Here is a 19876-nt window from a genome sequence, read left to right as displayed (position 1 = left end):
ATTCACAGTTGTTACTGGGATTCAATAATTTAATTGCAGCCATGAATCAATTTAAACCCTTTTATGATTCTGGATGATTTAGCTCCTTAACTACTTCCTTATTCCGGAAAGTGACAGAAGAGGGGTATGCGATCGCCGCCCGGAAATAGATCGAAAGTAATCTTCCAGTTAACCGGCGCGGCGCACACCGCTCAAAAGTAGCGATCGCCATCAAAGAAAATTAACAATTGTAGGCGATCGCCCAAGAATGTTTGATAATTACCGATTGTTCTCAGATAATTATTGCACTTGGAAGGTGAAGTAATAAGCTCTTATATTCTCAGTGGGTAGATATTCATCTTCAATTTTAGCTATCATTTTCCACTGATTGGCTTTGGTCAATTCCTCTTCTACTGCTTGAAAGCCAGTATCTTTATCTTCGTAAAAGTGTTTGCGAATACTATAAACAATATATCCGCCATTCTTCGTAATCCTAACAAGCTCACGCAGAGATTCAGCAGGGGCGTGTCCTGGGGTAAAAGTTCCTACACAAATGACGGCATCGTAAGCATCTGCACTCAGACCAGAATCAGGTAAATAACCTTGAACAAATTCTGAATAAATATTTCGCTTTTTAGCTACATTCAACATTCCTAAAGATGGATCAAATGCAGTAAACTCTACATTTTTATATCCATGTTTAACAAGTTGCTCTCCCTGCTCCCCTGTACCTGATCCCGCGTCTAATATTTTCATAGACTCTTGATATGGGACAGTTTCTGCAAAGAGTTTTGCTGTTAATACAACAGGAATATTTTCTCCAGTGCCGCACAATTCATTTTTGACATGACTATCAAACTCTTCAGCATATTTATCATAGTTATCCATAACTTGTTTAGGATCTATGGCTTCAGTTTTAAATGTGTTGCCCCAATTACTCATGGTATATGCTCCTATTTATGTTGACTATGATTTTGCAGTCTAGTTATTTAGACGCAGACAAATCAAGAGAGAGAATTAGATCAAACTCCTGGAATAATTTAACTATTTCTGATTCTCAATTATTGTCATAAACTGTTTATACAGTTAGCTCTTGCTCTGCTAAAGGTTTGATGCCTCTATAGTCTCGACCAACTAAGAAATCAGGACGAGGATTTTCTACAGCGACGGGGATATTTTGGACGCTATTGTAGGTAATCAGAGCCATTGTTCTGGGAAATGGAGATATATTATTGCTCGAACTATGAACACAATTAGGATGAAACAACAACACAGAACCAGCCTGCCCTTTGGGAGCTTCTATTCCATTTTCTTCTACTAGCCTTGCAACTGCTTCTTCAGGGTTAGTGTATTTAAGATTGGACTTGAAGCTCGATATCCAATCATTATTTTCCACAGAATCAGAGTCCTCTTTAGTCTGATTTAGAGAGCTAATAGTTCCTTCCTTATGGGAACCAGGAATCAGATAAAGTGGCCCGTTAAATTCAGTAACTTCATCTAGAAAAATAGCAGCATTTATCGCTCTTGGTGCTGGCATTCCATCTTCTTCATGCCAATAGATGAAATCTTGATGCCACGGCCAAACATCACCACTAAAGGCAGCTTTGAAGTTAACTTTTAACTGATGTATGTATACTTGACTCCCCAAAATTTGCATTGCCGGTTCGACAAGTTTAGGGTGTTTGGAAACTTTCTCTAATACGCCAACTTGGGTTGGATCTTCGTGAATTGCTCGTAATGTCTTGTTATCTTCTTCCCAAACTGTTCCTGGGGTATCTTCCCAATTGTTATTCGATAATTTAGCTGTTATCGCTTCAATTTGATCTGCACATAAAAGACTGTCTAAAAGAACAAAGCCTTTTTCTTCATAAGTTTTCTTTTGCTGTTCTGGTAGATACATGATACTAAGCAGTTAATGACTGAATAATTGTCTTTGTTCTTTGATTTTTGTCAGAGGCGATCGCTATCCAACAATATAATTAGTTGAGTGTAGGCGCTCTCTTGTTATCGGCAAAATCGTAAAAAATTGCCATTTGAATTGTACTCGATGGGTTGATAATTCCTGATCAGAGGGTAAGCACAAGTTAATTTATTGTTTCCTTCAAATCTTTAGTAGTAGTCATTTGAAGGTGGAATTGTTTGTTGTCTGCATTGGCATGGGTCGTACATCACACTGTAATCATCCCCTGCATACTGTGCCATTAAGCTATAAAGGCGGTGTTTCCAACTATCCAAATTGCCGGTTTGATCATTCATCATTACTCACATCTCATACATAGATTTTCTAGCTGTTGTTGAGAATCCTGCAAGATATGATCCAGTTCAGAAAATTTGTTGACTGAACTTTTTTATTTACAAACTGCACAAAATCAGCATTGTATCATCAGTGTCATCTTACTTATGTTACTCAGTATTTCTGACTAATCTAATTTTCCTCGGACAAACCCAGTATAAACCAAGTCAGCCATTGTGAACAAAATAAACTGTGTAATCCCAAATAAATATGTAAAATAGATGCCCAAACAAATACGTAGCATGAATATACTGAGATGAATAAAATACAAGTTATCACTTAAGGTTATTTCTAATGCCTATAATGAGAAAAAACTAATAAATTAGGACTTTGGCTGGGTTTATTGATCTTTTTTATGGAAAAGGCGTGTGAGAAAAAGTGGCTGTTTATTCAAAAAAAGTATCATAATACACACGTTTACGGGAGATAAACACGATGAAATAACGGATGCGTTCACGAAATTTCATCAAAAACTGACCTGATATATTGTTTCTGCAACTTTTCGTTAATTCTTTGAGTGCTTAGAAAATTGAACCTAGAAAAGTTTTCCAATATTAAAATAATTATGGAATTTGCCCAAACTTTTGTTCAGCGATCGCATCTCAATTCAAGCTGATTTATGCCAATATTTTCAATAATAATAGATCACATATTTTTTCTGTAAACTACTTGCCAAAATGCGGGAATTTTAACAATTTACCAGAGTATCCTGTTCTATATTATAAACATCAGAAGTTAGATTATACGTCTCAAAATTACACACATTACGCGACTAGCCATGTTCCGACAACCTGCTTTTGGTATGGGTTTAAGTATGCTTGTCATTGCGAGTGGATTAATGAATGCTCCCATAACAGGTAAAACTTCTACAGAACAAACTACTCGTAATCAACCGTTATTAATTCCTGCAAGTCAGGCTGCAACATTAAGTAATATCATTGAAACTAATGCCCTAGAAAAATCAATTTTTGATGATATTAATCGCTATCGATCTGCTCATAACTTGCCAAAATTGACACTGAATGCAGAGATCACTCAACAAGCCAGGATTCATAGTCAAAATATGGCTAATGGTATAGTTCCTTTTAGCCATGAGGGATTTGAACAGCGAGTTACTGCAATTCCGCTCCCATACAACAATGCATCTGAGAATCTTGCCCTTAATAAAGGATATAGTAATCCTGCTAGCGAGGCAATTAACGGTTGGTTAGAAAGTCCCGGACATTTGCATAATATTCAAGGTAATTTTGACCTCACCGGAATTGGTGTTGCGACTAATCAGCAAGGGGAAGTTTACCTGACGCAAATTTTTATTCGTAGTAAGTAAAATGATTTTCTAGGTTTTGGCAGCATCATAATGTAGTGTCTCATGGTATTTTCGTTAAAAAGACACTGCATTTATTATTGAGTGAATATGACATTAGAAGATTTCCAAGTAAGCGATGGTGATTTAAGTGACGCTGTTCTGGCGGAGTATTTAAAATCCGATGCGATCGCAGTTGATACCGAAACTATGGGATTATTACCACACCGCGATCGCTTGTGTCTAGTGCAACTATGCAATATTGAGGGAAAAGTCACAGCCATTCGCATCGCCAAAGGACAAACCACAGCCCCAAATTTAAAAACCCTCTTTGAAGCGGCGAATATCCTAAAAGTTTTTCACTTCGCTCGTTTCGATGTGGCGACATTACGCCATTATCTAGGGATTCATGTTCAGCCTGTTTTTTGTACCAAAATTGCCAGTAAACTGGCTCGTACCTATACCAATCGTCATGGACTGAAAGAGGTAGTACTAGAGTTAGAAAATACAGAATTAGATAAAAGCGCTCAGAGTTCAGATTGGGGTAACGCCGCTAATTTATCCGACACACAACTGAATTATGCTGCCAATGATGTCCGCTACCTACTCAGTATACAGCAAAAGCTTACAGCCATGCTCAAACGAGAAGACAGGTGGCAAATTGCTCAGGAATGCTTTCAAGTTTTGCCCACTTTAGTTACCTTAGACTTGTTACAGTTTAAGGATATATTTGAACATTAGCAAAATAGTCAATCTTTTTCAAAGCAAACTTAGGCTAATTTTTGAGTGGAAATGTTTTTTGTGCGAAAGTTTGAGGGGGCTGGAGATTTTCCCGCCCTTTACGACCTGAATTAAAGAAAATATGCTCTCTCAATTTTAGCGATAATCCTGGCTTTGAATATCACTGAGACGCGCCGCATCACGCATACCGTAATCAGTCCGAGTAAAGCGATTTAAGTGCGACTCATAAAAGTCTCTATTAGCTTGTAAATGTTCAGGGTCAGGGTCATCTAAAGGATGATGTAATGCTGTGCGTAATGCTTGAATTACCGCAGAAGTAACGTTGTACATCGACCGTTGAAAACTAATTCCCAACTGAATCAAGATATCATCTTCACCTCGGCAATGTTTTTTGTAGTCTTCAATGAGATATTCTGGCAAAAAATGCAGCATATCTTGCATTAATAATGTTGGGGGAATACCTGCTGTCCCCACAGGAAATACATCAGCGTAAAGAATACCATAGTGGAAATCTTCTTGCTTATCTGGTACTTGACCCGCCTGAGCATTATAAGATTTTGTCCCCCGGAAAGGTGCTGTGCGATAAAAAACAGCTTCTACATAAGGTAATGCAGCTTCATAAAGCCAGACAAAACCTTGAGATTTGGGAACAATTTCGTAACATTCACCCCGGATATAAACATGATGATAAATAGGACGATTTGCTACTGCAAAAATGCCATTTACCAGAAAATCCATAGCTTCTGGGACAGTGGTAATTTTCCCTTCGTCATATAAATCTGACATTTCAAAAAATACCGGAGCCATGACTTCCCAGAATAGCCCCAAATTAGAATAGTAGGACATTTGGCGGCACTGTTCTAGAAACATATCTGGGAACAGTTTATAAAGCCCCAACATGACTGGGTTTCCTTGGAAATAGGCTTTGATGGCTCTGTCGGCGTTGGCTTTATATTCTGGACTATCTAAATAAGGGTCAAATTTCCCACCCATTCCCCTGTGCCAAAACATAGCCCGCATACAAGCTTCAGCAAATTCCATATTGATGCGGTCATGGAATAAGTGATGTAATAACTTAGGCATTTTTAAGGTTTCACCTTTTTCCATAAATGCCAAAAGTTCAGGATGTGCAGTTGCTTCACCGCGCCAAACTCTCAATTCTGCATCATCGCCAGCATAATGATTATGCAGTTCTAAATATTCCTTCGGCAAAAAGTATTTAAAGAATGGCAAAGGATTTAAAAATTCTCGTTCGGCAATATAAAGCAAATTACGCCAGTAAAAATCCATTGGTACAGCATAAGCCTTATAAATACCAATGATTTGTTTTAAATTTTCTGGTGTATCTGGTAACATCGAACCACCAGCTTCTAGGCGATGAATTATATCAGCAAATTCATGTTGAGAAGGAGGTAAATTGCTAGTAGATTTTTCTGGAGTTTGTACCATTGCTATTGCCTCTAAATTGTATATTTTAAATTTAATTTCTCCCTTGGCGCTCTTGGCGACTTGGCGGTTCGCTCATTTTCATATCCTGCTAATTACTTCACAGCAACTTGAGCAATAACAGTTTTTTCCATAGGGCTAATAGTCGCCACCATAGCTGTAGTTGTGGTTTCACTCCAACGCACTAACCAAGTTGGTTGTATACCCAAAAAGATAATCAGAATAGCCAAAACTAAAGCTGGAATTTTTTCCGCCCAGACAACTTTGGGGAAGTAAGCTAAATTATTATCCAACTTGCCAAAACAGGTGCGGTTGAGGAGGATAACGAAATACACTGCTGTTAAGCCACTAGAGGCGACACATAAGAGTGTGGGTAAGGGGAAAACTGAGAAACTACCTTGAAATACAATAAATTCCGCCACAAATCCTGTTAAACCAGGTATTCCTGCACTAGCCATCCCACTGAGAACCAGTAAAGCGCTAATTAAGGGTAAGCCGCGAATGGGACTCATTAAGCCGTTGAGTTTATCTAATTCCCGTGTACCAACTTTTGATTCTATGATTCCCACTAGGTGGAAGAGAATGGCCAGAATTAAACCGTGGCTGAACATTTGAGCGACTGCACCCACTAGGGCTAATGCTGTGCTAGAGGCGCTAGCTAGTAATACATAACCCATGTGACCGATAGAACTATATGCTACCATGCGCTTGATGTCTGTTTGCGCGATCGCAATTACCGCTCCATAAATCGCACTAACAGCCCCCCAAATAGCTAAAGTTGGTGCAACCACACTCCAAGCTTCGGGAAACATTCCCATTCCAAAGCGTAACAGTCCATAGGTTCCTAACTTCGCCAACACGCCACCTAATAAAATTGCAATGGGTGCGGAAGCTTCCACATAAGCATCAGGTAGCCAAGTATGGAAGGGAACTAGAGGTATTTTAATGCCAAAGCCGATAATAATTCCTATCAGGAGAATTAATTGCAAACCTGCGGAAATATTTTGGGTAGAGATAGCATCGAAGGCAAAACTGTTAGCACCAGTTAGGAATACCAGACCTAAGAAGCTAGCTAAAATTAAAGCACCGGAAACAGCAGTATATATTAAAAATTTGATGCCGGCATAAGCCCGTTTTTCTCCTCCCCAAATGGAAATTAATAAATAGAAGGGGATTAATTCTAGTTCGTAAAACAGAAAGAATAACAACAAGTTTTCTGCTAAGAATGCCCCCGCAACGCCACCACTAATGAATAAAATTAGGGAGTAAAAAAGTCGTGGGCGTTCAGTTTCTCGCTCACTGCTATAAATAGCAATCCAGGTGAGCAAACTATTGAGTAACAACATCAAAATTGATAAGCCATCAACTCCTATTTGATAACTCAAACCTAAAGTTTCATTCCAAGGCAAATATTCTTCAAATTGCATTCCTGGAGTGCTGATATCGAATTTCAGCAAAATGAACAAGTTCCAGAATAAAACTATGCCTGCTACGATTAAAGATACTAAACGAATGCGACTAGCTGGAACGAGTTTACCGGGTAAAAAAGCGATAATTACAGCACTGAGAATTGGTATCCAAATCAGAAAACTCAACATATTAATTTGGGAATTGGTGATGGACTAGGAATGATGCAAAGTTAGGAAGAACGAACCGCAGAGACGCAGAGGACACAGAGGAATGAGGGTTTTGGAGTGTTATTGCGTAATTTGTGCAGTCTTAAAAAATGAAATCTAAAAATTGTATTTTCCAGAATGGCCAAGTTATCCAAGCACAGAGAAAGCCTAGTCCTAAAAGTACGGTGAAGGCATAAGTTTGGGTTTGTCCAGTGGTGCTGTATTTTAATCCTTCGCCACCTAGTAGGGAAAATAATCCGACTAAATTCACGATACCATCAACTATGAAGCGGTCAACCATATCAGCAAATTTGGAAAGTTGGGCAACGCCGAAAATGATGGTGATGCGATAGAGTTTTGGTGTGTAAAAATCGTAGGCGAATAGGTCTTGTAGAGGTTTCCAAGGGAGGCGAATTGGTTTGGGAATATTACTTAAATAAATGATGAGGCTAATACTACAACCAAAAATACTTGACCAAATTAGTAATAGCACGACATCTTTATTCAGACTTGCCCAATCAGGTAATATTGATAAGCTTTGTAACACTAAAGGCAAGTGTAGGACGAAGCCAAATAAAATCATCATGGGCATGGTCATAGGCCAATGTACTTCAGGCGATCGCTCACTCATTTGTTGCGCTTTACCACCGAAAATTAAGGCAAATTCTCTGGTTAAACTGAAAGCTGTTAAGGCGTTGACTAAAATAATAATTCCCACTAACCAAGGGAAACTTTCCCATAGTTCATTAGCTAATTTCACCAAAGCCCAAAAGCTACCTAACGGGGGAAAAGCAATTAATCCCAATATCCCCACAATGAAAGCTAAACCAGAAATGGGGCGACGTGTCCACAGTCCACCCAATTGAGTGACATTTTGGGTGACGCTATTCCAAACAATACCGCCGGTACTCATGACTAATAATGCAGATGCTAAAGCATGGGTAAGTACTAATAATAATGCTGTTTCGTTTTGTTGTGTGCCGACAGCAATAAACACTAAGCCCATGTAAGCACTAACAGAATAAGATAAGCAGCGTTTCACGTCAATTTGAGCGATCGCAATTAAAGATGCACCCACAGCCGTCACCACACCAATAGCAATCATAAACGATGAAACTACAGGCGATAAACTTAATACAGGTTGCAGTTTAATTAATACCCAAGCACCACTCGCAACTACTACCGAGTTCCGCAAAATTGTACTGGGAACAGGGCCTTCCATCGCTTCATCTAACCACAAATGCAAAGGAAATTGAGCGCATTTACCCATCGGTCCGGCAACTAATGCTAAACCTACTAATGTAATCACAGTGGGATCTACTTGAGTATTATTCGCCCATGCTGCTAACTCTGTATAATTCCAAGTTCCTGATAAAGTCCATAAACCCAAGACTCCCATCAGTAAGAATAAGTCTCCCACCCGCTTGGTTAAAAACGCATCTCTCGCGCCACTAACTACCAAAGGTTGACTAAACCATAAGCCGACTAATAGATAGGTTCCTAATGTCAGAACTTCCAAAATTACATAGCTGAAAAATAGGTTATTGCACAAAGCTAAGGCACATAATCCTGCTTCAAATAATCCTAATAAAGAATAGAAGCGACCCCAACCCCAATCCATTTCCATGTAACCAAGGGCAAAAATTTGAGCTAAGAAATTTAAGCCAGTTACTATCACCATTGCACCCACGCTGACCGCAGAAATTTCTAAATTAATGGTGAGGTTTAAACCTGCGGTAGATAGCCAAGGAATAAATATTTCTTGGGGTGGTTGGTTCCAGGTAAATTGTAAAGCTAAAACACTATGAACTAATGCCAAAAAGGTCATGATTAAATTGACATATCCTGCTGGTCTTGAGCCAGTTTTACGAATAATTCCCGGTGACCAAGGAATTGCCAAAAGTCCACCTGTTAAGGCATAGAAAGGAACTAGCCAAACAGTCTCCAAGAGAAACTGAGCCATGAAATTAACCTCTGTATTGTTAACATAAATTAGGAATTCTGGGAGCAAACTTAATCTAGCTCGCAGTCAGCAATTGATTGTGAATAAATGGAATTTATTTTTGCTTAATATTATTTTAATAATACCGTTATTTTTGCCAAAAAGGAATTACTTAACAAAATAAATCAATGATGTCTACTGTAATTAATTCTTATATAATCATTGTTTAAGTTTAATCATAGAGTATAGTCTATGGATACAGCAAAATCAGTTAACAGTTATCACGCTGATTTAGTTAAGTAGAAATACTCAGCTATATTTCACGCAGAGGAGCCACTGCGTTGGGCGGGTTACCCGACTTGTAGCAAGTGGCGTGCGCAGAGGCGCGGAGAGGAATCAAGAGTGTGGTCTAAGCTCGACTTTATCCAAAATTAAGAACTCGGTTTCCATATCTGGCAAAAACCCTGGCTTCTTGGCAAATACTTTTTCCATATCACTGATTCTCGATGAAATCAAAAAATTAGAACACTTACCGCACAAAGGTTTCAGGGATAGCAATCGCGTTGCGAAAAAAATGGATAAAGTCGAGCTAAATACATGAAAACTGCTAACTGCTAACTGATAACTGTTAATAATGGCTACCTGATTTGCGGTGTTCAACGGCAGTCACTCCATCCTGTTCTAATACTTCTCCTTGATTGACTACGGCATAAATTAAGCATCTGTCACCACATTCCAGTAAGTTGGTGACGGTACATTCTAGATAAGCTAATGCTTCAGTTAAGACTAAACAACCATTATCAGCAGTTTTAGTCTCTAGATTACTAAAGGGATTTTCTCCTAATGTGCTTTGACGGAAAAAGTAACGTCGTAAATTTCTATTTTCTTTGAGGATATTCAGCACAAATCTGTCCCCCGGTTGGCGCATTAAATCTGCATTCTGTTCTTGAGCAACAGCAATCATAATTCCTGGGGGATTAAATGTGGCTTGAGATACCCATGAGGTTAAAATACCTTTATGATTTTCTAAATCACGGGTGGTTACTACACACAAGGAACCAATTATTCTGCCTACGGCTTGTTCAGTACGGTCGATTTTGGCTTCTGGAACGACTTGGCGAGGAGTACGCAGTTTCTTTGTTTTCTTTAAGGTTTGGGCAAAGGTCGCCCCTGCGGTTTGACATTGTTGGAGAATTTCTGCTGTAGGACTAAAGCGGACTCGAATTGTTTCAAAGCCTAAACTGTAGTTAGCATCTTTGAGTTTACCTTCGATTAAATCTATGGCTTCGCCACTCCAACCGTAGGAACCAAACACCCCAGCTAACTTAGTTTTCGCCGCCGTTGAGAGGACTATACCTAAAGCTGTTTGAATTTGTGTGGGTGCATGACCGCCTAAAGTGGGAGAACCGATAATAAATCCATCGCTAGCTTCGATGATGCGGGTGATGTCTGCGGGGTCTGCAAGTTCACAGTTGAGGGGTTCGACACTTACGCCATTTTGAATCAAACCTTGAGCGATCGCATCAGCTAAAATTGCTGTACTACCATAAGCAGAAGTATAAAGCAAAGCAACGCTTAAATCTTGAGATTTCTGTGCTTGACACCATTGATGGTAGTCATAGGTAAAACGACTCAGACTATAACGCACCAGTGGCCCATGACCAGGAGCATAACATTTCGCTCCTAACACCGCCAATTTATCTAAAGTTGTTTCAACTTGTTTGGCTTGGGGTGCGTGGAGACAGTCGAAGTAATAATGACGTTCCGCGTCTAATGTTTTCCAGTCTTCATCAAATAAGGTATCTTCGCAAATATGAGCGCCGAAAAATTTGTCTGTATAGACAATCTTCGTTGCAGGGTCGTAGGTACAAAGACCATCAGGCCAACGAGGAGTAGGAACTGTGATAAATTTCAACTTATGTCCTTGTCCTAAATCCAAAGTATCCTCAAAGCGCACAGCTTGAATGGATGATTCCCAATCAGGAAAAGCAGTTTTTAAAGCATTAGCCGCAGGACGGGAGCAAATTAACGTAGCTTGGGGTGCTAGAGACAGTAACTTTTCCAGGGTAACTCGGCGGTTGGGGTTGACGTGACCGAGAATAATATAATCAAGGGTAGTGAAATCAAGATGTTGGGCTAGTTGCTCTAAATAAATAGTGGTAAAAGATTCACCAGGAGGGTCAATTACAGCTGTTTTGTCACCCTGAATCAGATAAGAATTGGCTGTAGTCCCTTTTTGACGTGAATACTCAACTTCAAATTTTAGACGTTCCCAAGTGCGCGATCGCAACATGAGCGTTTGTTCACCAATATTTGCCACTTGTACATCTCTGGGACGACTGAATGTAGCAACGGTCATAATATTCTCCTCTCAGTTATCAGTTATCAGTTATCAGTAGGACTTACGCCAGAACTCTGGTGAAACCTTCTTAACTTATTGTTTTTCTCTGGATCTGATGTGGTTTGTTTTTTGATAATTTTGCGTAAGTCCTGATCAGTGAAGAGAAATCATTCGGTTTAATTGCTAATCCCTATTAGCTAATCCCTGTTTATGGCGATTTCGATGGTGTTGGGATATTTTTTGTTCTGGGTCAATACCATCAAAGGTAGGAGGTAGCCAAACTCGCAAAATTAACAGGATTCCTAACACTAATAAGAAGGCACAAGTCGCTAAAATTTGACTCCAATCGGTTTCTAATATCCCCTTAACAATTACTTCTCGTAAGGCGGAAACAATGGAAACTTCCACGGCGACTCCAATGGATATGCGTTGTTCTTGCAGGTAAATAATCAGCAGCCGAAACAACTCCACTAAAATCAGTAAAAACAAAATATCAGCAGTAACAACATGGAAATCTAAAGGAGGAAGTAGAGAGAGAAACATATCCCATACTTCGATAGCCATGAAGCTAAATAAACCAATACACAAGGAAATTACAATCACATCTTGGATAAATTCCAAACTGCGGACGATGCGACCCCGATTAATTTCGTAAACAGAGATTTGCTTATTTTCTAGAACAGGTTTGTACATATCAATGAAGGAATTGGGGATTTGGTAGCAATCTAAAATCTCAGGTTTAGTAATGATTGCCGATTTTGCGGTGATGAACGGTAGTCAGAGTATTAACATCCCCAACTCTCCCAGTTTCGACAGTGCTGTAAATTACCCAATGGTCGCCACAATCCATGCGGCTGGTAATTTCGCATTCCATATAGGCTAAAGCATCTACAAGGATGGGAGAATTATTATTTGCTGGATAGGTTTTTATGCCTTCAAAGCGGTCTGCACCGGGAGAAAAACGCTTGAGAAAATGTTTGACTAATCCTTGATAGTTATCTTCTCCGAGGACATTTAACACGAAGCGATCGCCTCTTTGCATTAAAGATTCAATGGCTCTATCTTTAGAGACTGCAATGGCTATTCCTAAAGGATTTAAGCTGGCTTGAATCACCCAAGAAGCCAACATTGCACTGTGAATTTCACCCTTTTTAGTGGTGATAATATATAACCCAGTGCTAATTCTTCCTAAAGCTTTTTCTAATTCGTTATTGATGGATTTAGTTTTTTTAATTGTGCGATCGCGCGTCAACCACTGTCCCATATCTGTACCCGCTTCTTCACACAACTGCTCTGCTGTTTTTCCCGGAGTCTCTTTAATTAAAATAGGGGGGAATGCTTCAACTAATCCTAACTCTTGAAACTTATTTCTTAAAGGGTAAACAGGCTCATCTTCCCCACCACCAGACTCTAATAAACCAATTGTCTGCTTCTGATTCACAGCCGCCAAAATAGTATTTAAAGCAGTTTGAGCCGTGACTGAATATTGTGACGGCATGGCAATCACTATACCAGAAGCTTGAGATACTAATTCTCTAACTTCTTGTGGTTCAGCACTATTGATGTCGATCAATTCTACACCTACACCTGTTTTATTGCATCCATAGCCCAAGGTATGGACTAAATGTTCACTATAGCCATAACCTTCAGCATAAAATAAGACAACTAATATCTCTGTTTTAGCTTGCTCTAAACTCCAGGTGAGATACTTATTTAACCATTCAGAAATATGATGTTTTAAGAGAGGACCGTGACCTGTAGCTACTGTCTTGATTTCTAAATGGCCAATACGTTTTAAAGCTGCTAAGACAGACCGGGAATTTGGTCCCATGAGACAGTCATAGTAATATTTAAAATCTGCTGCTGTGGTGGCGAAATTTTCATCATAAGTATCGTCATCACAATAATGCATCCCAAATACATCGCAGGTGTAGAGAATACCTGTTTGATGATCGTAGGTAAGAATTGTATCAGGCCAGTGTAAGTTAGGTGCAGATATAAATTCTAAGTTGTGACCATTCCCTAAATCTAAACGCTCTCCACTTTTTACTACCCGTGATTTAAATGGCTGGTGAACCATATTTTCGAGAAACTGAATTGCTACCTTAGAACCAACAACTGTGATTTCAGGAGCTAAATCTAAAATATTCTTAACTAAACCACTATGGTCTGGTTCCGTATGGCTAACAATTAAATAGTCTATTTTATTGGGGTCAATTAATCCCGCAACTATCTCCAAATATAGTTCCTCAAATTTGCGATGTGAGGTGTCAACTAAAGCAACTTTTTCACCTTGAATTAAGAAAGAGTTATATGTTGTGCCATTTCGTAAAACAAACTCCACATCAAAACGCTCCCGATCCCAATCAAGACAGCGAATAGCAGTAGTTTGATCAGCAATTTCTACCGTTTCAATAGTTAAACGTCCGACATTAATAGCTGGAGTATTTTCTGTCAGTATGACCATTGATTTTTACCTATTTATGGGGGATTTAATATTCTTTTATATTGAACTAAAATCCATAATTAGTAAAGTCGCAATTTCTCAAGTAATTAATTAGTAATACTTATATGTCTTGACATAACAGTAGCATTGATGTTTATCAATACTAATCATTAGTTTGATGCTAATTTATTAACTCTGCGTTCTCTGCGCCTCTGCGGTTCAATAAATCAAACGCATAAAAAGCGCTGAAAATAAGACTATTTTGCACTAGAAACCTTCAGCCTTTGACTAACTAACTCAGTCGCCAACTCTATAGCTGCTTTCATACTCGTAGCGTCGGCAATTCCCTGACCTGCAATATCAAAAGCTGTACCATGATCTGGTGAAGTCCGCACAAAAGGTAAACCAATGGAAGTATTAACAGCGCGGTCAAAAGCCATCAACTTCACCGGAATTAGGCCTTGGTCGTGGTACAGTGCCAAATAAGCATCGGCAGGATTCTTAACAGTAGAATTACCATACCAAGCTTGACCAGGCTTCACCCACATAGTATCTGGTGGTATTGGTCCATCTAGCTGCCAATGGGGGCGATTTTGGCGTTCTTGTTCTAACCAGGGAATTAACCAATCTTGTTCTTCCTGTCCCAGTTGTCCCTGTTCGCCACTGTGGGGATTTAAACCTGCGATCGCAATTTTGCCATTTTTTAAGCCAAAGTCTGCTTCTAGACACTCCACTAATAAATCCAATTTTCTCGTTAATAATTCCGGTGTTAATGTCACCGCTACTTGAGAAAGAGGAATATGTGTGGTGGCTAGTAAAGTCCGCAGTATCCAACCAGTATGAGGCGATCGCGCCACAAATAACATTCCAAAGCGGTCAACACCGGATTTTTCGGCTAAAAGTTCCGTTTGTCCTGGGTAATCATAACCTGCCAACTTCCAAGCAGATTTAGCAATGGGCGCTGTCACAATCCCATCAAACTTACCAGATAACGTACAGGCGATCGCAGATTCCATATAGGCAAAACTCGCCGCACCACTAGCAGCATTACCCCTACCCATCACAATATTCTCTGCAACCTTATTCTCTAACGGCACATCCATCACCTGTAAATCATCAGGATCAGCCAAATCTGTGGTATTCAACTGTTGATAAACTCCCAGCAGTAAATCTCTACTACCTACAACAGTTACGTCACAGTTTTCATGAATAGCTGAATCCGCCAAAGCCTTTAAAATCACTTCTGGACCAATTCCCGCCGGATCTCCTAATGTTAACGCCAAACTGGGACGATTCTTTTCTGAGGATTTTACGGTTTTATTCTGATTGATTTCATACATAATATTACTTCATAATCTTATATTCAAAGGACTTCCATCACCCAACATTAGGGATTGATCATCAAACTGGTTTAGAATTATTTACATAGGTCTAATTAAACAGTAGCCTTTGTAGAGCCAGTTTACTTTGCATCAGGCAACTGATAGACATAACATTCAAATGCCTAGAATCACAGTAGGCGAGCAAATTGGTTGTGTGCAAATTTGATTTAACACTCCCATCTTGTGAAACAGTCCAAAACATAGTCAATATCAAGGGAAACCTCAAGATTGACTTCTAATCAACCATTCCTGAAGGAGAATTACACTCATGGGCGGCGAAATTTTGAATGCAGCACTATTATCTTTTAGCTTAATCTTCGTAGGTTGGGCTTTAGGTGCTTTATTACTGAAAATTCAGGGAGCAGAGGAATAATCCTCACAGAAGAGGAAGGGGAGCAGGAGTGAGTTAGAAATTACTTTACTAGGACTTACGCAAAATACCTTTCAAACTCTCTTTCCTTTGTGTTCTTCTTCCCTTCGTGGTTCATTCTTCCGTGACTTGTGCGTAAGTCCTATCCCAGTTAGTGCTTCACAACCTTTCCTCTTCTCCTTCCCCTTTTGGATGAATCAAGTTTATTAAAATAATGTAAACTTTTGTTTAGAGAGCTAATTCTGTTAAGATTCATTTCATAAAACTTAAAAATTTATTACTACCCTCATGACTTTATTAATCGTCGGTGCCACTGGCACCTTAGGAAGACAAGTGGCTCGTCGTGCTATCGATGAGGGGCATAAAGTAAGATGTCTTGTGCGCAGTACTAAAAGAGCTGCATTTCTCAAAGAATGGGGCGCAGAATTAGTGCGGGGAGATTTATGTAACCCCGAAAGCCTTACCGGAGCGCTGTCAGGTGTCACCGCAGTCATTGACGCTGCCACATCTCGCGCTACAGATTCATTGACTATCAAGGAAGTGGACTGGGATGGCAAACTAGCATTAATTCAAGCCGCAAAAAATGCCGGTGTAGAACGTTTTATATTTTTTTCTATTCTTGATGCCGATAAGTATCCAGAAGTACCACTGATGGAAATTAAGCGGTGTACAGAACATTTTTTAGCTGAATCTGGTATAAATTACACAATTTTACGCTTGGCTGGCTTTATGCAAGGCTTAATCGGCCAATACGGTATCCCCATTTTGGAAAATCAACCAGTTTGGGTAACTGGTAAGTCTTCCCCAGTGGCTTATATGGATACTCAAGACATCGCTAAATTTGCTATTCGCAGTTTAAGTGTGTCAGCAACCGAGAGACAAGCTTTTCCTGTAGTCGGTACTCGTGCTTGGAGTGCTGAAGAAATCATTTCCCTCTGTGAGCGTTTGTCTGGAAAAGAAGCCAGAATCACCAGAATGCCCATTAACTTACTGCGTACTGTGCGGCGAGTTATCCGCTTCTTTCAGTGGGGATGGAACATTGCAGACAGGCTGGAGTTTACAGAAGTCTTAGCCAGTGGTAAACCCTTAAATGCCCCAATGGATGAAGTCTACCAAGTCTTTGGCTTAGACCAAGGACAAACCACAACTCTGGAAAGCTACCTGCAAGAGTATTTCAGCCGCATCATGAAGAAGCTGAAAGAACTAGACTACGAAAAAACTAAATCCAGAAACAAAAAACAGAAACCTAAAAAGACTCCCTTTAAACAATCATCCAAAGCTAATGGTCAGTAGTCATTGGTCATTGGTCATTGGTCATTAGTCAGTAGGAAATTACCGTCTTCTCCCCCCTGCTCCCTGCTCCCTTGCCTCTTTCCCCCTGCCTCTTTCTCTAGTGATTTTTTAAGAGACTAATGACTACATTGACCCGAAAATAATGGGATACAAGCCCCGTCACTTCGACAAGTGTTACAGTGAGCCTGTCGAACTGCTCAGTGCATCGCCTTCTAGGACGGCTTTATGTTAAAATTTTGGCATAGTCGCCATAGGGCATTGGGAGACTTTAAACGGACATGGAGGGACGATAAGACCACTTATGGCGTGTTCCAGCGAAGTGTCAACGAATCCTCGCTTCTTTAGGACGAGGAGGTATGTCAAATAAGTAAAAAGCATAGCCGAAACTTGGATATTTGAGTGTGCCGAAAGCAGGCATTATTTACAATGACGTTAAACCGATAGCGGCTCGCATCGCTATCGAACTGCAAGAAAAGCTGGCCTCTGCTGGTTGGGATGTAATTGTTACCACCAGTCTTGGTGGCATATTGGGCTACTCTAATCCAGATAGTCCAGTTTGTCATACCCCCATTGAAGGACTGACTCCCCCTGGTTTCGACTCAGACATGAAGTTTGCTGTGGTATTAGGGGGAGATGGGACTGTGTTAGCAGCTTCTCGTCAAGTGGCTCCCATAGGTATTCCACTTTTAACAGTGAATACTGGTCACATGGGATTTTTGACGGAAACCTATGTAAATCAACTCCCTGAAGCCCTAGAACAGGCGATGGCGGGTGAATTTGAAATTGAAGAACAAGCCATGCTGACCGTGAAAGTTTTTCGCGGTGAGTCTGTGCTGTGGGAGGCCCTGTGCTTAAACGAAATGGTTTTACATCGAGAACCATTAACCTCAATGTGCCATTTTGAAATTGCCGTCGGGCGACACGCACCAGTAGATATTGCGGCGGATGGCGTGATAGTTTCTACCCCCACAGGTTCAACAGCTTATTCATTAAGTGCTGGGGGTCCGGTGGTAACTCCTGGTGTACCAGTGTTACAGTTAATCCCCATTTGTCCCCACTCTCTAGCTTCTAGGGCATTGGTATTTCCTGATACGGAGACAGTCAACATTTACCCAGTTAATATTCCTCGCCTGGTGATGGTAGTAGATGGTAATGGGGGATGTTATATTTTCCCAGAAGATCGGGTATATTTGGAGCGATCGCGCTACAGTGTCCGTTTCATTCGTCTGCAACCACCAGAATTTTTCCGCATTTTGCGCGAAAAGCTGGGTTGGGGTCTACCACATATCGCCAAACCCACATCAGTAGAGTTACCTTAGTAATAGTAAATTACTAAGCATAATCTGGAACTTGGAATCAGGGAGAAAAGTTGCATCTAAGTTACTGGATAACACCTCATTTATGAAAAAACACAGTATTTATCCTGATATGTGTTTATATGTGGTGATTAATGTTTTGATCAAGTTTTTCAGGAAAGTCTAGACAATTGCAAATCCCCAATCCAAGATTGCTAAATTATGATGACAATTGCTCACAGTCCCTGTGTTCTGGTGATTGAAACCGATGAGAGTCTAGCAAATCAGCTGTCCTTTGATTTGCGAGAAGCTGGTTATGAAGCGATTTTGGCTCATAATGCGGCTAGTGGTTTACAATCCTGCCGCGATCGCCAACCTGCTTTAATAGTTGTAGACCGGATGCTCTCAGGAGAATCAGGACTCTCATTGTGCAAAAATCTCAGAAACGCTGGGATGTGCGCCCCTGTCCTCGTACTCATGGCTAGAGATACAGTAGATGACCGGGTAGCCTGTTTAGAGTCTGGGGCTGATGATTACTTTCTCAAGCCTTATCGCCCAGAGGACTTTTTAAAGTTGATTCGCCTCTATCTCCAACCAGATGTGGAAACAACGGAACAGTTACGCTTTGGGGATTTGGTTTTAGATATAGCCACCCGTCGCGCTATACATAACGGTCGGTCAATTGACTTGACTATGAAAGAATTTGAACTGTTAAAATTTTTAATGGAACACCCCCGTGAAGTATTAACCCGCGAACAAATTTTGGAAAATGTCTGGGGTTATGACTTTATGGGCGAGTCCAATGTGATAGAAGTGTATATTCGTTACTTACGCCTGAAAATTGAAGACGAAAGTCACAAGCGCCTGATTCAAACAGTGCGTGGTGTGGGATACGTATTACGAGAGTCTTAATTTTAAAATTATCAATAGGAATTGACTATGCCAGACGCAAAAAACGTACTAGGGACAGACCTGGAGAGTTGCTGCACATCTCCCCTCACTGGCTATTATCGTGATGGCTTTTGTCGTACAGGTGGTCAAGATTTTGGAATGCACGTTGTTTGCGCCCAAGTCACAGCAGAATTTTTGGAATATACCAAATTACAGGGAAATGACCTCAGCACAGCAGTTCCCCAATTTGATTTTCCTGGATTACGTCCAGGCGATCGCTGGTGTTTATGTGCCGCCCGTTGGCAAGAAGCATTAGAAGCTGGGGTTGCACCACCAGTTGTCCTAACAGCCACCCATGCTAGAGCCTTAGAAGTCTGTTCTCTGGAAGATTTGCAAAAACACGCCGTCAGTTAGGGCGCATCCAATAGACTCCGGTGAACCTCAGTTTCCGGGAACTCCACGTTTGTCAAAGCAAAGTTATTGCCTAAGTCTGATTAACATCGCCTCAAAATTTTCCAAATAATATATTTATAGGCAG

The 19876-nt window shown here is 40.3% G+C and carries 16 protein-coding genes; 7 read left to right on the top strand and 9 right to left on the bottom strand.

Features of this window, described 5'->3' with window-relative positions:
- Window positions 1-279: 279 nt before the first annotated feature.
- Both VB620_RS09620 and VB620_RS09615 read right to left on the bottom strand, forming a co-directional pair.
- On the bottom strand, window positions 280-921 hold the full coding sequence (locus tag VB620_RS09620; protein ID WP_323195927.1) for a class I SAM-dependent DNA methyltransferase: 642 nt from the start codon (window positions 919-921) through the stop codon (window positions 280-282).
- A 136-nt stretch (window positions 922-1057) separates the two neighbouring features.
- Complete coding sequence (locus tag VB620_RS09615; RefSeq protein WP_323195926.1) at window positions 1058-1879, bottom strand: phytanoyl-CoA dioxygenase family protein; 822 nt, start codon at window positions 1877-1879, stop codon at window positions 1058-1060.
- A 1171-nt stretch (window positions 1880-3050) separates the two neighbouring features.
- Here VB620_RS09615 and VB620_RS09610 point away from each other — a divergent pair.
- Together VB620_RS09610 and VB620_RS09605 are read left to right on the top strand one after the other, a co-directional pair.
- Window positions 3051-3599 carry a CAP domain-containing protein gene (locus VB620_RS09610; protein WP_323195925.1) on the top strand — a complete coding sequence of 183 codons (549 nt, stop codon included), beginning with the start codon at window positions 3051-3053 and terminating at the stop codon, window positions 3597-3599.
- Between the two features lie 87 nt (window positions 3600-3686).
- The gene (locus VB620_RS09605) at window positions 3687-4316 is read left to right on the top strand and encodes a ribonuclease H-like domain-containing protein (RefSeq protein ID WP_323195924.1); all 630 of its coding nucleotides are present in this window, start codon (window positions 3687-3689) and stop codon (window positions 4314-4316) included.
- A 135-nt stretch (window positions 4317-4451) separates the two neighbouring features.
- Here VB620_RS09605 and VB620_RS09600 read toward each other — a convergent pair whose 3' ends face one another.
- The 7 genes from VB620_RS09600 to pdxA form a co-directional block, all read right to left on the bottom strand.
- Complete coding sequence (locus VB620_RS09600) at window positions 4452-5765, bottom strand: CO2 hydration protein (protein ID WP_323195923.1); 1314 nt, start codon at window positions 5763-5765, stop codon at window positions 4452-4454.
- Between the two features lie 92 nt (window positions 5766-5857).
- Entirely contained in the window at window positions 5858-7360 is a 1503-nt protein-coding gene (locus VB620_RS09595; protein WP_323195922.1) for an NADH-quinone oxidoreductase subunit M, read from the bottom strand.
- A gap of 121 nt (window positions 7361-7481) precedes the next feature.
- Window positions 7482-9341: an NAD(P)H-quinone oxidoreductase subunit F gene (locus VB620_RS09590; RefSeq protein WP_323195921.1), complete on the bottom strand. Its 1860-nt coding sequence runs from the start codon at window positions 9339-9341 to the stop codon at window positions 7482-7484.
- Between the two features lie 607 nt (window positions 9342-9948).
- Complete coding sequence (locus VB620_RS09585; RefSeq protein WP_323195920.1) at window positions 9949-11679, bottom strand: diflavin flavoprotein; 1731 nt, start codon at window positions 11677-11679, stop codon at window positions 9949-9951.
- Window positions 11680-11844: 165 nt separating this feature from the next.
- A complete protein-coding gene (locus VB620_RS09580; RefSeq protein WP_323195919.1) occupies window positions 11845-12354 on the bottom strand; it encodes a phosphate-starvation-inducible PsiE family protein in 510 nt (169 codons plus the stop codon).
- 46 nt (window positions 12355-12400) lie between these two features.
- The gene (locus VB620_RS09575; RefSeq protein ID WP_323195918.1) at window positions 12401-14128 is read right to left on the bottom strand and encodes a diflavin flavoprotein; all 1728 of its coding nucleotides are present in this window, start codon (window positions 14126-14128) and stop codon (window positions 12401-12403) included.
- Window positions 14129-14364: 236 nt separating this feature from the next.
- A complete protein-coding gene (pdxA, locus tag VB620_RS09570) occupies window positions 14365-15447 on the bottom strand; it encodes a 4-hydroxythreonine-4-phosphate dehydrogenase PdxA (RefSeq protein ID WP_323195917.1) in 1083 nt (360 codons plus the stop codon).
- Between the two features lie 310 nt (window positions 15448-15757).
- On the opposite strand from pdxA, the gene petM reads away from it, so the two are divergent.
- The 5 genes from petM to VB620_RS09545 all read left to right on the top strand — a co-directional run bounded on the left by petM (window position 15758) and on the right by VB620_RS09545 (window position 19752).
- A complete protein-coding gene (gene petM / locus VB620_RS09565) occupies window positions 15758-15862 on the top strand; it encodes a cytochrome b6-f complex subunit PetM (protein ID WP_063872377.1) in 105 nt (34 codons plus the stop codon).
- Window positions 15863-16147: 285 nt separating this feature from the next.
- Window positions 16148-17152: an SDR family oxidoreductase gene (locus tag VB620_RS09560; RefSeq protein WP_323195916.1), complete on the top strand. Its 1005-nt coding sequence runs from the start codon at window positions 16148-16150 to the stop codon at window positions 17150-17152.
- 401 nt (window positions 17153-17553) lie between these two features.
- The gene (locus VB620_RS09555) at window positions 17554-18471 is read left to right on the top strand and encodes an NAD(+) kinase (protein WP_323195915.1); all 918 of its coding nucleotides are present in this window, start codon (window positions 17554-17556) and stop codon (window positions 18469-18471) included.
- 201 nt (window positions 18472-18672) lie between these two features.
- Window positions 18673-19359 (top strand): response regulator transcription factor NblR, encoded by a 687-nt coding sequence (gene nblR / locus VB620_RS09550; RefSeq protein WP_323195931.1) that lies wholly within the window; start codon window positions 18673-18675, stop codon window positions 19357-19359.
- 27 nt (window positions 19360-19386) lie between these two features.
- Window positions 19387-19752, top strand: coding sequence for a DUF2237 family protein (locus VB620_RS09545; protein ID WP_323195914.1), 366 nt, complete (start codon window positions 19387-19389; stop codon window positions 19750-19752).
- Window positions 19753-19876: the final 124 nt, after the last annotated feature.

Source organism: Nodularia harveyana UHCC-0300, from assembly GCF_034931085.1.
Classification (GTDB): Bacteria; Cyanobacteriota; Cyanobacteriia; order Cyanobacteriales; family Nostocaceae; genus Nodularia; species Nodularia harveyana.
The sequence above is the reverse complement of the archived record's forward strand: the minus strand, read 5'-3'. Positions and strand labels throughout refer to the sequence as shown.